Consider the following 13,875-nt stretch of genomic DNA (forward strand, 5'->3'; position numbering starts at 1 on the left):
GGGTCTCGTGTCGTACGACGAACGCGACCCCGTACACCCCTGACTCGGTGCCGCCGCGCACCCCGGTGGAGGATGCCCGTGTCCGCGAAGAAGCAGAGCGACCGCGACGCGCGCCAGGCGCGCGAACGCCTGCGCGCCTATCAAGCGCGCCAGTCGGTGCACGAGCACGCACGACGGAGACGGATCAGGGACAACGCGATCGCCGGCGGCGTCGTGGTCGTCGTTCTCGCCCTCGCCGTCGTCTTCCAGCTCACCTATTTCTCTGCCGGACCCGGCAAGCCTGTCGCCTCACCGAAGGCATCCGCCTCCGCGACTGCGACGCCGACGCCGACGCCGGCAGCGACCGCTCAGAACCAGGGCGATGTGCCCCCGAAGTCGCTGGCGGAGAACCGCACCTGGACAGGCACGCTCACGATCAACGGCATAGCCCTCGGGGTCTCGCTCGACGGCGCGAAGGCGCCGCAGGCCGTTTCTTCCATGATCTCGTTGACCCAGAAGAGCTTCTTCGACAACACCGTGTGCCACCGCCTGACGACCGGTACCACGTTCAAGGTTCTGCAGTGCGGCGACCCGAAGGGCGACGGGACCGGTGGGCCGGGGTACAGCTTCGGCCCGATCGAGAACGCCCCGTCGGACGGCAAGTATCCGGAGGGCACGATCGCGATGGCTCGGCAGTCGGGCAACGCCGACAGCAACGGCAGCCAGTTCTTCATCGTTTACGGCGACACCACGATCCCCAACGACTCGGCCGGCGGGTACACGGTCATCGGCAAGGTGACGAGCGGGCTGAGTCAGTTGAAGACCGACGTCACCGACAAGGGCACGAAGGACGGCAGCGCCGACGGCGTCCCTGCCGTCACACCGAAGATCGACTCCTTCACACTCAAGTAACGCTCGTCGAAGGCCGGATAGGCCGGGCCGGGACGTGCAATAGGCTTTTGTAGGCAATCGACGACCGAACCGGGGTCGTCTACGAACAGGTGAGGCTCGTGTCAACTTCTGATCAGCACCCGTGGGGACGCGTCGACGACGCGGGAGTCGTCTACGTCCGCACCGCCGACGGAGAGCGTGTCGTCGGCGAGTACCCGGATGCCTCCGCAGACGAGGCGCTCGCGTACTTCGAGCGCAAGTACGCCGATCTCGCAGGGCAGGTGGGGCTCCTCGAGCAGCGCGTGCGCCGCGGAACTCCGGCATCGGATGTCGCCAAGGCGGTCGCGTCGCTCCGCGAGTCGGTGGCGAACGCCAACGCCGTCGGCGACCTCGCGTCACTCGACGAGCGTCTCGCCAAACTCGGCGGCACCGTCGAAGAGCTCACCGAGCAGCAGAGCGCGGAGGCCAAGGCCGCGCTGGCCGACGCCATCGCCGAGCGAACCGCCATCGTGGAGCAGGCAGAGGCTCTCGCCGCTGAGGACCCTGCGAAGACGCAGTGGAAGCAGACCAGCGCCCGCCTGGACGAGCTCTTCAACGCGTGGCAGACCCATCAGCACGAAGGCCCTCGCCTTCCGAAGAACGATGCCAACGAGCTGTGGAAGCGATTCCGTGCCGCCCGGACCACGATCGAGCGCAACCGCAAGGCGTTCTTCGCGGAGCTGGACTCGCAGCATCGTGACGTGCGGTCGCGCAAGACCGAGCTCATCGAGCAAGCTGAAGCACTGGCACCGCTCGGCGCGGACGGCGTTTCGCAGTACCGTTCCCTCCTCGACGACTGGAAGCGCGCCGGACGGGCAGGCAAGCGAACGGATGACGCGCTCTGGGCCAGGTTCAAGGCTGCCGGCGACGTGCTCTATGCAGCGAAGGCGGAGACCGACGCCATCGAGAACGAGGAATACCAGCACAATCTCGAGCAGAAGCTCGCCCTTCTCGACGAGGCCGAGCCGCTGCTGAAGGCGACGGATCGCACGTCCGCAAGAGCGACGCTCCTGTCGATCCAGACCCGATGGGATGCCGTCGGCCGCGTTCCGCGCGACCAGGTGAAGTCCGTCGAGGAACGGCTTCGCAAGGTGGAGTCGGCGGTGCGCAGGCTGGACGACGAGCACTGGGAGCGCAGCAACCCGGAGAAGAAGGCACGTTCAGAGGGCCTTGCTGCGCAGCTGACGGATGCCATCGCGAAGCTCGAGGAGGAACTCGAGGCTGCGAAGGCGACCGGCAATGCCAAGGCCATCGCACAGGCCCAGGAGGCGCTGGACGCGCGGAAGGCGTGGCTCTCCGCCATTCGCTGATCGTAGGCCTGCCGTCCTCCACGAGACCTGCGTCCGGATTCTTATCCACGATTCGCGTGCGACGCCACCGGCGGATACGGCGCGGGCGGCAGCATGTATGCCATGGCGAACGCGATGGCATCGGTTCTCGGGCCCGGAGTGCTACCCCTGGCTGAACTCTGCGCGGCTCGCCTCGACGGCGAGCTGTTCGCCGTCGACGAGCGGTTCGCACCCGTCGATGAACCGGACGGCGTCTGGTTGCGTGCGTCAGCTCTGCGCGCGCTCGTCGGTCAGCGGTTCATCGCCGAGCTGGACAGCGCTCTGTGGGTTCACGGTGTGCACTCGTCCCCGCCTCCGGTGCACACGGTGTGCGTCACGCGTGCCGATCGCATCAAGTTCCCTCCGTCGCCTCGGGTCGTCGTGCGGGAGATCGGGCACTCGCCAGGCGACGTCGAGGTGATAGCCGGCCTGCGCGTGACGACGATCGCGCGCGTGCTGTTCGATCTCGCCTTCGCGGGAGGGCCTGACGTCTCCGAGGTGGCCGGTCGCCTCGTCTCGGCGCGGCCCGACCTCGTCTCGGCCTGCGTCGATCGGCTGTCCGACGCCCCCAAGGTCCCCGGCAAGACGGCGGCGCTCGTGCGGCTCACCGAGTGGAAGCGGTCGGCCGACGCGACGGGCGTACCGGAGTGATGCGGATCGTGACGGTTCTGGCCGGTGCGACCGCCCCGTTCAGCAGCGGCGCTGCTCGACTGCGGCGCTGGCCGACATCGGGTCGTGATCGTCGGCGGTCCTCAGCCCGCGCTGATCGACCGCGGCATCGTCGCTGGTCCTCAGCCCGCGCTGACGCGGTACACGTCGTAGACCGCGTCGATGCGGCGCACGGCGTTGAGCACGCGGTCGAGGTGGGTGGTGTCCCCCATCTCGAACACGAAGCGGCTGAGAGCCAAGCGGTCGCTCGACGTCGACACCGTCGCAGAGAGGATGTTCACGTGATGCTCGGAGAGCACACGCGTGACATCCGAGAGGAGGCCGGCGCGGTCGAGCGCTTCGACCTGGATCTGCACCAGGAACACGCTCTTCGACGACGGCGCCCACTCGACATCGATCATCCGCTCCGGCTCGCGCATCAAGTCCTGGACGTTGTGGCAGTCGGTCTGATGAACGCTCACGCCAGACCCGCGGGTGATGAATCCGACGATCGGGTCGCCCGGAACCGGCGTGCAGCATTTCGCGAGCTTGACGAGGATGTCAGGCGCCCCGCGCACGAGCACTCCGGAATCGCTGTTGCGCAGCTGGCGGCCGCGCACACGAGCCGGCGGCGGCAGCTCGGTGACGTCGCTCTCCGTCTCCGACTGCAGCGAGGCGACGACCTTCTCCAGCACCGACTGGGTGCTGATGTGCCCTTCGCCGATGGCGGCGTAGAGCGCGGACACGTCGTCGTACTTCATCTGCGCCGCGACCTCGCCCAGTGAGTCCTGGGTCATCAGCCGCTGCAGCGGGAGGTTCTGCTTGCGCATCGCGCGGGCGATGGCATCCTTGCCCTGCTCGATCGCCTCGTCGCGTCGTTCCTTCGTGAACCATTGGCGGATCTTGTTGCGCGCGCGGGGGCTCTTCACGAAGTTGAGCCAGTCCTGGCTCGGACCGGAGTCGGGGTTCTTCGACGTGAACACCTCGACGACATCGCCCGTGGACAGCGGCGACTCCAGCGGGACCAGGCGGCCGTTCACCTTGGCGCCCATCGTGCGGTGGCCCACCTCGGTGTGCACCGCGTAGGCGAAGTCGACGGGTGTCGCACCGGAGGGCAGGCCGATCACGCGGCCCTTCGGCGTGAAGACGTATACCTCTTTCGCACCGATCTCGAAGCGCAACGAGTCGAGGAACTCGCTCGGGTCCGCCGTTTCCGCCTGCCAGTCCGAGATGTGGGCGAGCCACGCCATGTCGGTGTCGACCTTGCCGATATCGTCGGACTTGGATCCCGCGACGCGCTCCTTGTACTTCCAGTGCGCGGCGACACCGAACTCGGCCCGCTGGTGCATCTCCTCAGTGCGGATCTGGATCTCGACAGCCCGCCCCTCCGGCCCGATCACCGTCGTGTGGAGCGACTGGTACAGGTTGAACTTAGGGGTGGCGATGTAGTCCTTGAAGCGGCCGGGCATCGGCGTCCACCGGGCGTGGATCTGGCCGAGGACGGCGTAGCAATCCCGCACCGAGTTCACGATGACGCGGATGCCGACCAGGTCGTAGATCTCGTCGAACTCGCGTCCGCGGACCACCATCTTCTGGTAGATCGAATAGAACTGCTTCGGGCGGCCGACGACCTTGCCGCGGATCTTCGCCGACTTGAGGTCGTCGTTGATGGCATCCGTCACCTGCTGCACGACGCGTTCCCGTTCGGGCGAGCGCTGCTTCACCAGGTTCTCGATCTCGACGTAGAGCTTCGGGTACAGCACGGCGAAAGAGAGGTCTTCCAGTTCCCACTTGATCGCCTGGATTCCGAGGCGGTGTGCAAGAGGGGCGTAGATCTCTAGCGTCTCTGTGGCCTTGCGCGTCGCGCTGGCCGCAGGCACGAACCCCCAGGTGCGCGCGTTGTGCAGCCGGTCGGCCAGCTTGATGATGAGCACCCGGATGTCTTTCGACATCGCCACGATCATCTTGCGGACCGTCTCGGCCTGGGCGCTCTCGCCGTACTTGACCTTGTCGAGCTTGGTCACGCCGTCGACGAGCATGGCGATCTCATCGCCGAAGTCGGCGCGCAGCTCATCGAGCGAGTAGTCGGTGTCCTCGACGGTGTCGTGCAGAAGTGCGGCGGCGAGGGCCTTGGAACCGATGCCCAGGTCGGCCAGAATCTGCGCCACCGCGACGGGATGCGTGATGTACGGCTCGCCGCTGCGTCGCGTCTGACCGGAGTGCGCTCGTTCCGCGGTCGTGTATGCGCGTTCGATCAGTGCCAGATCGGCCTTGGGATGGTGCATCCGCACGGTCTTCAGCAGTGTGTCGACAGCACCGGCCGGCTGCTGGGCGCGGGAGAAGAGCCGGGGAACCAGACGGCGCAGGGAAGCGGTCTGCTGCGTTGTCGCGTCGACCATCAGCATCCCCTCCCGACACTCATTATCGTGGGTGGGTTCGGGTCCTGTCGGCGGGTCCGCTCACAGCGCACGTCGCTCAGCGGTCCGACACCGACCCGTCGTCTATCACCACGTCGCCGCCGGATGCCTGCCACGCGACGAGTCCACCCGTGATGTCCACTGCCGGGTAGTCGGCACGCACCAGGGCGTCCGTCACCTGGCGCGAGCGATACCCAACGTGACACATCACGGCGATCACCGTGCCGTCGTCGGGCAATTCGTCCTGCCGCAGTCCGAGTTCGCCGATCGGGATGTGGTGCGCGCCCGGCGCGTGGCCGGCGTTCCATTCGTGGTGCTCGCGGACATCGAGCAGCCAGACGCTGTCGGATTCGATCAGGGCGATGGCGTCGCCGGCCGGAATCGATACGCCTGGCTCCAGCGTCACTTGGACGGCACCACTTCCGTGATCGGGGCCTTGGAGCGTGCCGCCATGACCTTGCGGTCGTGCTTCACGATCTCCTTCTCACCTCGGCGGAAGTCCGCGTAGAGCGGAGCTGCGATGAAGATCGTGGAGTACGTGCCGATCAGGATTCCGATGAACAGCGCGAGCGAGATGTCGCGCAACGTGTCGGCACCGAGCGCGAAGGCTCCGATGAAGAGGATCGCCGCGACGGGAAGGGCTGCCACGGCGGCCGTGTTGATGGATCGCACCAGGGTCTGGTTGACGGCGAGGTTCACGGACTCGGGGAACGTATGGTTCACCGCGTCCTTGTCGTGGCGTGTGTTCTCGCGGATCTTGTCGAACACGACGACCGTGTCGTAAAGCGAGTAACCGAGGATCGTGAGGAATCCGATCATCGTGGCCGGCGTGATCTCGAAGCCGACGAGGGCGTAAATGCCCGCCGTGATGATCAGGTCGTGGAACAGCGAGATGATCGCAGCGGCCGACATCTTCCACGTTCGGAAGTAGAGCGCCATGGCGATGAACGCGAGGAGGAGGAAGACCACCAGACCCTGGATGGCCTGCCGTGAGACATCCGCTCCCCAGCTGGGGCCGATGTAGGTGGAGGCGACATCGGTTTGGGGCACGCCGTAGGCGCGTCCGAGGTTCGCGGCGACAGCCTTCGTCTGATCGGTCGTCAGCTGGTCCGTCTGCACGCGGACGCCATCGCCGCCGGCGCCGTGCGTCACGCTGACCTGAACGGTGGCGTTCGGCTTCACATCGTGGACGGCCTGCTCGGCGAGCGACTGGTCGGTCGTCTTCACGTTGGAGACCGTGAACTGGGACCCTCCGCGGAAGTCGATGCCGAAGTTGAATCCGCCCTTGGCGATGGGGATGATCACCGACACGATGATCAACACGACGGCGATCGAATACCAGATCTTGCGCTTGCCGACGAAGTCGATGGAGCGCGCGCCGGTGTAGAGGTCGTTGCCGAACTTCTGGAAACGGGTGGCAGCCATCAGGACTCCTTCTCGTCCTTGTCGGACTTGTTGCCGGCGGCGACGAGCTCCGCCTGCTTGCGCTCGGCGATGGTCTGACGCTTGGCCGCCTCACGGCTGCTGGCTGCCCGCTTCGAGTCGCTCACGGACGCCGCGGTGCGGAACTGCGCAGCACCGCGATACACGGCGCCGAGCGCCGTCGGATCCAGGCCGGTCCACCTGTTGCCGCTGGAGAAGAACCTGGTGCGGGCGAGTAGCTGCAGTGTCGGATGCGTGAACATGATCACGATGAGCACGTCCAGCACGGTCGTCACGCCCAGCGTGAACGCGAAGCCCTGCACGTTGCCGACGGCGAGCACGTACAGCACGATCGCAGCGAGCAGGTTGGTGGACTTCGACGCGTAGATCGTGCGGCGCGCTCGCTTCCAGCCGGCCTCGACGGCGGATTCGAGACTTCGCCCGTCCCGCAACTCATCGCGTATTCGTTCGAAGTACACGATGAACGAGTCGGCGGTGAATCCGATGGCCACGATGAGTCCGGCGACACCGGCCAGCGACAGTCGGTAGTCGATGCGCCACGACAGGATCGTGATCACGAGGTAGGTGAGCAGTGCGGCCACGACCAGCGATGTGATCGTCACGAGGCCGAGCAGCCGGTACTGGAACAGCGTGTAGATGACGACCAGGAGCAGACCGATGGCGCCGGCGATGAGACCGCTGAGGAGCTGCGCCGATCCGAGGGTGGCCGAGATCGTGTCGGAGCTCTGCACCTTGAAGCTCACGGGGAGCGCACCGAACTTGAGCGAGTCGGCGAGCGACTGTGCGCTGGTCTGGTTGAAGCTTCCGCTGATCTGGGCCTCGCCGTTGGTGATCGCACCCTGCATGGCCGGTGCCTCGAGCACCTTGCCGTCGAGCACGAACGCGAAGCGGGCGCGCGGGTCGGTCGAGTCGGCGCTGTAGTAGCCGTACAGGCGGGTGCTCACCGTGGCGAAGGCCTTGGTGCCCTTGTCATTGAACGTGAGGTTGACGACCCACTGGCCGGTGGTGTTGCCGCTGGAGTCCGTGGCGATGCCTGCTGTCGCATTGGTGATGTCGGAACCCTCGACCTCGACGGGCCCGAGCAGGTACTTCGCCGAGAGGTTGTCGTCGCAGGTGATCAGCGGCTGGTCTGCAGGTGCCACGTTCGTCGTGCTGTTCTTCAGCGATGAGCAATCGAAGGCGTCGTACTGGGCCTGCAGGGCAGGAGTCACCCATGCCGTGTCGCTTCCGTTGGTGGGCTTCGCTGTCGGCGTCGACTGCAGCGTCGGCGCCGGCGTCGGATACGGTGTGGTCTTGCCGTTCGAGCCCACGAACGTGTTCGTCGGAGATCCGGTGAGCAGCACAGGGCGCAGGTCCATCTTCGAGGAGGACTTGATGCGGTTGAGCGTCGCCTGGTCGGGTCGTCCGGGGATGGACACCACGATGTTGTCGCTGCCCTGGGTGCTCACCTGGGCCTCGGACACACCCGAGGCGTCGACGCGCTCACGGATGATCGACACTGCCTGGTTGAGCTCGTCGCTGCTGATCGACTGCCCGTTGGCCAGCTGCGGAGTGAGGATGATCTCCGTCCCGCCCTCGAGATCGAGGCCGAGCTTCGGCAGCCAGCTGGCGTTCGCGAAGAGCACGCCTCCGCCGAGCACGAGCACCAGGGCGACCACGATGACGCCGAGCCAGATCAGCGATCGCGAAGCACTCTTCACGGGAGACGACTTTGCCACGGAAGAACTCAGCTTTCTGTACTCGCGCGACCGCCGTGGAAGGCGGCCGCGCGGGGGGAGGTTTTACTCGTCGGTCTTCTTCGGCGACGAGTCCGCGTCGTTCTCGATTCGCTCGCCGAACTGCGGCTTGTCGTCGACCGACGTCGCGTCGGCGGCGGATGTCGTGGCATCCGCGTCGGCGCTCTCCTCCACGACCTCGGGAGAGGTCTCCACACGGCTGATCGTCTGGCGGTGCACGGTGAGGATGTGGCCGGGGCTCGTCTCGAGCTCGACCTTGTTGTTCTCCTCGTCGATCGACACGATCGTGCCGAAGACGCCGAAGTTGGTCATGACCGAAGCGCCTGGGACGACCTGCTTCTGGAGTTCCGACTGCTGCTTCTGCCGCTTACGGCTGCTGCGGAACATGAAGAAGATGAGGACCGCCAGGACGACGACCATGCCAATGGTCAGGATGTTCTGATCCAACGTGGAGATACCTTCCGAAGATGAGGGGGGAGCATGGACAACCACCTCATACATGGGGGCTGCAGGCTGATAAAGAATTATAGGTCATCCGTGAAGAGCGCTTGCTGCGCGTCGGCCGGGCGCTTCCTTGGTATTCCCAAGTGATCCCAGGCCATCGGCGTCGCGACGCGACCTCGCGGAGTGCGTGAGAGCAGTCCGATCCGCACCAGGAACGGCTCGACGACCGACTCGATCGTGTCCGCCTCCTCCCCCACGGAAACCGCCAGCGTGTTGAGTCCGACGGGACCGCCGTCGAAGCGCGTCAGGATGGCCTGCACGACGGCCCGGTCGATCCGGTCCAGTCCCAGCTCGTCGACGTCGTAGAGCTCGAGCGCGGCACGGACGGCTCCACGATCGGCTGCTCCGCCGTGCACGAGCGCGTAGTCCCGCACACGTCGCAGCAACCTGTTGGCGATGCGCGGGGTGCCGCGGCAGCGACCGGCGATCTCCGCGATCGCCTCCTTGTCGATCTCGAAGTCGAGCATGACGGCAGCTCGAGTGAGCACCTGCTCCAGCTCGTCCTCGTCGTAGAACTCGAGGTGCGCGGTGAAGCCGAAACGGTCGCGGAGCGGGTTGGGGAGCAGTCCGGACCGGGTCGTCGCTCCGACGAGGGTGAAGGGAGCGAGATCCAGCGGGATCGACGTGGCGCCCGCCCCCTTGCCGACCATGATGTCGATGCGGAAGTCCTCCATCGCGAGGTACAGCATCTCTTCGGCCGAGCGCGCCATCCGGTGGATCTCGTCGATGAAGAGCACCTCGCCTGGCACGAGCGACGACAGCAGCGCCGCGAGGTCGCCTGCGTGCTGGATGGCCGGTCCACTCGACATCCGCAGCGTGCGACCGCTCTCGTGGGCCACGATCATCGCGAGAGTCGTCTTGCCGAGGCCGGGAGGGCCGGCGAGCAGGATGTGGTCGGGCGTGCGCTCCTGCATCCGTGCCGCAGTGAGCAGCAGCTGGAGCTGTCCGCGCACCTTGGACTGACCGACGAACTCGGCGAGCGACTTGGGACGCAGGGCACCCTCGAACGCGAGCTCTTCGGTCTGCGCTTCTGGCGTCGTGAGGTCTTCGCTCATGCCTGCTGCCTCGCCGTCGGACCCAGGCGCGAGAGTGCAAGGCGGAGCAGGCCCTGCACGGTGTCCCGCTCGGATTCGTCGTACTCGTCGACGAGCTCCCGCACGACCTCCGTGGCGGTCTTCTCAGCCCAGCCGAGGCCAACGAGCGCGATGACGACGCTGTCCGAGACGTCGGACCGCGGGATCTGCGCGACGTTCTGCACCTGTTTGGCGGGGGCGAACAGCTTGCCGGTGAGCGAGACGACGATGAGCTTCGCCGTCTTCGGCCCGATGCCGCTCACCTTGCGGAACGCCGTGTCGTCGTCGGAGGCGACGGCAAGCGCGATCTCATCGGGAGCGAGCGCCGCGAGCACGCCGAGCGCCGATTTCGGCCCGACACCCGAGACGCCGATCAGCGCTTCGAAGACGCCGAGGTGCTCCCGAGCGGGGAATCCGAACAGGGCGATCGACTCCTGCCTAACGATCATCGACGTGTGCACCGTGGCTTCGTCGCCGATCCGGAGCGACCGTGCGTGATCGGGCGTGACCTGAACGGCGTAGCCCACTCCCCCGACGTCGATGACAGCGACACCGTCTGAAGCCTGCAGCACTGTTCCGCGGAGGGAGGAGATCACCGTCCAAGCCTAGGGGCGATTCAGGTGAGAGCCGTTGAGGGCAAGCCCTCAACGGCCGCGCCGATTGAGTCCTTGAGCGCCTTTGGGCGCGATAGGGGCGGCGTCCGACCTTCCCGCGGCCTTCTCGGCTGCGCGCCATGCGCGTTGGGCCGGTGTCATGGCGGACGGATTCTCTCCCGCCGTCGCGATCGGAGTGCGCCACGCGTGGCAGATCGCGATGGCCAGTGCGTCGGCGGCGTCCGCGGGCCTCGGGATGTCCGCCAGGCCCAGCACCTTCGCGACCATGTTCTGCACCTGACGCTTGTCGGCCGTCCCGTACCCGGTGATGGCCGCCTTGACCTCGCTCGGCGTGTGCAGCGCGACGGGCAGCGCGCGCTTCGCCGCAGCGTGGAGCGCGACGCCGCTGATCTGCGCCACGCCCATCACGGTGCGCACGTTCTGCTGAGCGAAGACCCGCTCGATCGCCACGACATCAGGACGGTGCTCGTCCATGAGCGCCTCGATGCCGTCGCCGATGGTCAGGAGACGACGTTCCAGCGCGAGATCCGGGGAGGTGCGGATCACCGTCACGGCCACGAGCGTGGCGCGCCGGTCGGCCGCGACATCCACGACGCCGACGCCGCAGCGGGTGAGGCCCGGATCGATCCCGAGAACCCGCACGGTCCGCGACCCGCTCGTTGTCCTCGACCTACTCGTCGTCCTCGAGCTCGGCCTGCACCTGAGGGGTCAGGTCGATGTTCGTGTAGACGTTCTGCACGTCATCCGAGTCCTCGAGGGCATCGATGAGCCGGAAGACCTTGCGTGCCGTCTCGGCGTCAGCCTCGACCTTGACCTGGGGCACGAACTCGACGTCGGCCGAGTCGTAGTCGATCCCGGCCTCCTGGAGCGCGCTGCGCGTCGCGACGAGGTCGGTGGCCTCGGTCAGCACCTCGAAGGAGTCGCCCTGCGGGGTGACCTCCTCTGCACCGGCGTCGAGCACCGCGGTGAGCACGTCGTCTTCTGACGTTCCCTCGCCGGGAACCACGATGACGCCCTTGCGGTGGAAGTTGTACGAGACGGAGCCGGGATCGGCCATGGTGCCCCCGTTGCGGGTCATGGCGGTCCGAACGTCAGCAGCTGCTCGGTTCTTGTTGTCGGTCAGACACTCGATCAGGAACGCCACACCGTTGGGACCGTAGCCCTCGTACATGATCGTCGTGTAGTCGATCGACTCGCCCGTGAGACCGGCGCCGCGCTTGATGGCACGGTCGATGTTGTCATTGGGGACCGAAGTCTTCTTCGCCTTCTGCACGGCGTCGACGAGGGTCGGGTTGCCGGAGAGATCGGCACCGCCGATCTTCGCGGCCACCTCGATGTTCTTGATCAGCTTGGCGAACGACTTGGCGCGTCGCTGGTCGATGACCGCCTTCTTGTGCTTGGTCGTCGCCCATTTGGAATGCCCGGACATAGTGCTCCCGTACGAGAAAGAAAACCTGGGTGCTCCTGCCGCACCGCCTACCAATTGTAGGGTGCGTGCGAGGATGAGCCCTCGGCAACGCCGAGATCGCGTCGGCCACCTACCTCAGCGAAGCGACGGTAAAGAGCCACGTCAGGTCGATCCTGCAGAAGCTGGACCTGCGCAGTCGGGTGCAGGTCGTCGTCTACGCATACGAGAATGGGCTCGTGAGGGCACGATGAGCGCCGGGAGCTCACTCTCCGGCGGTCGCCCCCACCTTCGCGAGGAAGTACTCGTGGAACCTGTGCTCGCCCGTGATCTCGGGGTGGAAACTCGTTCCGATCAGGTTGCCCTGCTCCACGGCCACCACGCGACCGTCTGACAGCGTTGCTAGCGGCGTAGCAGCCGGGCCGACGGCGTCCACCACCGGTCCGCGGATGAACACCGCATGTACAGGCGGCTCTCCCAGAGCCGGCACCTCGAGATCGGTCTCGAACGACTGGTTCTGCGATCCGAACGCGTTGCGCCGCACAGTGATGTCGAGTCCGCCGAGCGTCTGCTGACCCGTGATGCCGTCCTCGATGCGGTCGGCCAGCATGATGAGGCCGGCGCACGTGCCGTACACCGGCATCCCGCCGGCGATGCTCGCACGCAGCGGTTCGAAGACACCGAACGTGCGCGCGAGCTTGTCCATCACGCTGGACTCGCCGCCGGGGATCACGAGACCCGCTACGGTGTCCAGGTCCTCCGGTCGTCGCACGAGGGACACCCGGGCACCGAGCGATGCCAGCACCCTGGCATGTTCACGGAAGTCGCCCTGAAGGGCGAGGACTCCGACCCGAGGGCCGGAGTCCGCAGAGAACTCCGATTCGTCGCGGAGTGTCACCAGCCGCGCTCGGCGAGACGGTGCGGCGCCGCGAGGTCCGCAACGTTGATGCCGACCATCGCCTCGCCGAGGCCGCGCGAGACCTCTGCGATAACGGACGGGTCGTCGTAGAACGTTGTCGCCTTCACGATCGCCGCTGCACGCTTGGCCGGGTCGCCCGACTTGAAGATTCCGGATCCGACGAAGACGCCGTCCGCGCCGAGCTGCATCATCATGGCGGCGTCGGCGGGAGTGGCCACACCGCCAGCGGTGAACAGCACGACGGGGAGCTTTCCCGTCTCGGCGATCTCAGCGACGAGCTCGTACGGTGCCTGCAGCTCCTTGGCCGCGACGTACAACTCGTCCTTGGTCATGGACTTGAGCGCGTTGATCTCGCTCGTGATCTTGCGGATGTGCTTGGTCGCCTCCGAGACGTCGCCCGTTCCGGCTTCGCCCTTCGAGCGGATCATCGCCGCGCCCTCGTTGATGCGGCGGAGCGCCTCGCCCAGGTTGGTCGCGCCGCACACGAAGGGCGTGGTGAACTGCCACTTGTCGATGTGGTTCACATAGTCAGCGGGAGAAAGCACCTCTGACTCGTCGATGTAGTCGACGTTCAGCGCCTGGAGCACCTGCGCCTCGACGAAGTGTCCGATGCGGGCCTTCGCCATCACGGGAATGGAGACCTCGGCGATGATCGCCTCGATGAGGTCGGGGTCGCTCATGCGGGCCACGCCGCCCTGGGCGCGGATGTCCGCAGGGACGCGCTCGAGGGCCATCACGGCGACAGCGCCGGCATCCTCGGCGATCCTCGCCTGCTCCGGGGTGACGACGTCCATGATGACGCCGCCCTTGAGCATTTCCGCCAGTCCGCGCTTGACGCGGCTCGATCCGACAAGGCCGGTGGTGTTCTCAGTCACGCAA

The 13,875-nt window shown here is 66.5% G+C and carries 14 protein-coding genes and 1 pseudogene; 4 read left to right on the forward strand and 11 right to left on the reverse strand.

Features of this window, described 5'->3' with window-relative positions:
- The first annotated feature begins 78 nt into the window (after positions 1-78).
- The 3 genes from HII28_RS01720 (at position 79) to HII28_RS01730 (ending at position 2,888) form a co-directional block, all read left to right on the forward strand.
- Positions 79-891 carry a peptidylprolyl isomerase gene (locus HII28_RS01720; RefSeq protein ID WP_346769144.1) on the forward strand — a complete coding sequence of 271 codons (813 nt, stop codon included), beginning with the start codon at positions 79-81 and terminating at the stop codon, positions 889-891.
- A 98-nt stretch (positions 892-989) separates the two neighbouring features.
- Complete coding sequence (locus tag HII28_RS01725; RefSeq protein ID WP_170023835.1) at positions 990-2,219, forward strand: DUF349 domain-containing protein; 1,230 nt, start codon at positions 990-992, stop codon at positions 2,217-2,219.
- A 102-nt stretch (positions 2,220-2,321) separates the two neighbouring features.
- Positions 2,322-2,888 carry a hypothetical protein gene (locus HII28_RS01730; RefSeq protein ID WP_170023836.1) on the forward strand — a complete coding sequence of 189 codons (567 nt, stop codon included), beginning with the start codon at positions 2,322-2,324 and terminating at the stop codon, positions 2,886-2,888.
- Between the two features lie 140 nt (positions 2,889-3,028).
- Here the strand turns inward: HII28_RS01730 and HII28_RS01735 are convergent, their stop codons facing one another.
- From HII28_RS01735 to HII28_RS01775, 9 genes are all read right to left on the reverse strand, one after another.
- Positions 3,029-5,284 (reverse strand): bifunctional (p)ppGpp synthetase/guanosine-3',5'-bis(diphosphate) 3'-pyrophosphohydrolase, encoded by a 2,256-nt coding sequence (locus tag HII28_RS01735; RefSeq protein ID WP_170023837.1) that lies wholly within the window; start codon positions 5,282-5,284, stop codon positions 3,029-3,031.
- Positions 5,285-5,360: 76 nt separating this feature from the next.
- Positions 5,361-5,708 carry a rhodanese-like domain-containing protein gene (locus HII28_RS01740; protein WP_346769145.1) on the reverse strand — a complete coding sequence of 116 codons (348 nt, stop codon included), beginning with the start codon at positions 5,706-5,708 and terminating at the stop codon, positions 5,361-5,363.
- Positions 5,705-6,727 (reverse strand): protein translocase subunit SecF, encoded by a 1,023-nt coding sequence (secF, locus tag HII28_RS01745; protein WP_170023838.1) that lies wholly within the window; start codon positions 6,725-6,727, stop codon positions 5,705-5,707. The genes HII28_RS01740 and secF overlap by 4 nt, the downstream gene beginning before the upstream one ends.
- Positions 6,727-8,463 carry a protein translocase subunit SecD gene (gene secD, locus HII28_RS01750; RefSeq protein ID WP_170023839.1) on the reverse strand — a complete coding sequence of 579 codons (1,737 nt, stop codon included), beginning with the start codon at positions 8,461-8,463 and terminating at the stop codon, positions 6,727-6,729. The genes secF and secD overlap by 1 nt, the downstream gene beginning before the upstream one ends.
- Before the next feature lie 63 nt (positions 8,464-8,526).
- On the reverse strand, positions 8,527-8,928 hold the full coding sequence (gene yajC, locus HII28_RS01755; protein WP_240977201.1) for a preprotein translocase subunit YajC: 402 nt from the start codon (positions 8,926-8,928) through the stop codon (positions 8,527-8,529).
- Between the two features lie 77 nt (positions 8,929-9,005).
- Positions 9,006-10,040: a Holliday junction branch migration DNA helicase RuvB gene (gene ruvB / locus HII28_RS01760; protein WP_170023841.1), complete on the reverse strand. Its 1,035-nt coding sequence runs from the start codon at positions 10,038-10,040 to the stop codon at positions 9,006-9,008.
- Complete coding sequence (gene ruvA / locus HII28_RS01765; protein ID WP_170023842.1) at positions 10,037-10,654, reverse strand: Holliday junction branch migration protein RuvA; 618 nt, start codon at positions 10,652-10,654, stop codon at positions 10,037-10,039. Before ruvA ends, ruvB begins: the two co-directional genes overlap by 4 nt.
- A gap of 48 nt (positions 10,655-10,702) precedes the next feature.
- The gene (gene ruvC, locus HII28_RS01770; RefSeq protein WP_170023843.1) at positions 10,703-11,314 is read right to left on the reverse strand and encodes a crossover junction endodeoxyribonuclease RuvC; all 612 of its coding nucleotides are present in this window, start codon (positions 11,312-11,314) and stop codon (positions 10,703-10,705) included.
- Positions 11,315-11,342: 28 nt separating this feature from the next.
- On the reverse strand, positions 11,343-12,101 hold the full coding sequence (locus HII28_RS01775; RefSeq protein ID WP_170023844.1) for a YebC/PmpR family DNA-binding transcriptional regulator: 759 nt from the start codon (positions 12,099-12,101) through the stop codon (positions 11,343-11,345).
- 80 nt (positions 12,102-12,181) lie between these two features.
- Here HII28_RS01775 and HII28_RS01780 point away from each other — a divergent pair.
- A pseudogene (locus HII28_RS01780) lies at positions 12,182-12,331 on the forward strand (LuxR C-terminal-related transcriptional regulator); the annotation flags it as partial.
- Positions 12,332-12,342: 11 nt separating this feature from the next.
- Here HII28_RS01780 and pdxT read toward each other — a convergent pair.
- A complete protein-coding gene (pdxT, locus tag HII28_RS01785; RefSeq protein ID WP_170023845.1) occupies positions 12,343-12,975 on the reverse strand; it encodes a pyridoxal 5'-phosphate synthase glutaminase subunit PdxT in 633 nt (210 codons plus the stop codon).
- Positions 12,972-13,871 carry a pyridoxal 5'-phosphate synthase lyase subunit PdxS gene (pdxS, locus tag HII28_RS01790; RefSeq protein ID WP_170023846.1) on the reverse strand — a complete coding sequence of 300 codons (900 nt, stop codon included), beginning with the start codon at positions 13,869-13,871 and terminating at the stop codon, positions 12,972-12,974. The genes pdxT and pdxS overlap by 4 nt, the downstream gene beginning before the upstream one ends.
- Between the last annotated feature and the right edge of the window lie 4 nt (positions 13,872-13,875).

It is taken from the genome of Planctomonas sp. JC2975, assembly GCF_012985205.1.
GTDB lineage: Bacteria > Actinomycetota > Actinomycetes > Actinomycetales > Microbacteriaceae > Humibacter.

Excerpts from the sequence above, each read along its gene's own strand:
- HII28_RS01775 (WP_170023844.1), bottom strand. The coding sequence starts at position 12,101 with ATGTCCGGGCATTCCAAATGGGCGACGACCAAGCACAAGAAGGCGGTC.
- ruvB (WP_170023841.1), bottom strand. The coding sequence starts at position 10,040 with ATGAGCGAAGACCTCACGACGCCAGAAGCGCAGACCGAAGAGCTCGCG.
- HII28_RS01735 (WP_170023837.1), bottom strand. The coding sequence starts at position 5,284 with ATGGTCGACGCGACAACGCAGCAGACCGCTTCCCTGCGCCGTCTGGTT.
- HII28_RS01730 (WP_170023836.1), top strand. The coding sequence starts at position 2,322 with ATGGCGAACGCGATGGCATCGGTTCTCGGGCCCGGAGTGCTACCCCTG.
- secF (WP_170023838.1), bottom strand. The coding sequence starts at position 6,727 with ATGGCTGCCACCCGTTTCCAGAAGTTCGGCAACGACCTCTACACCGGC.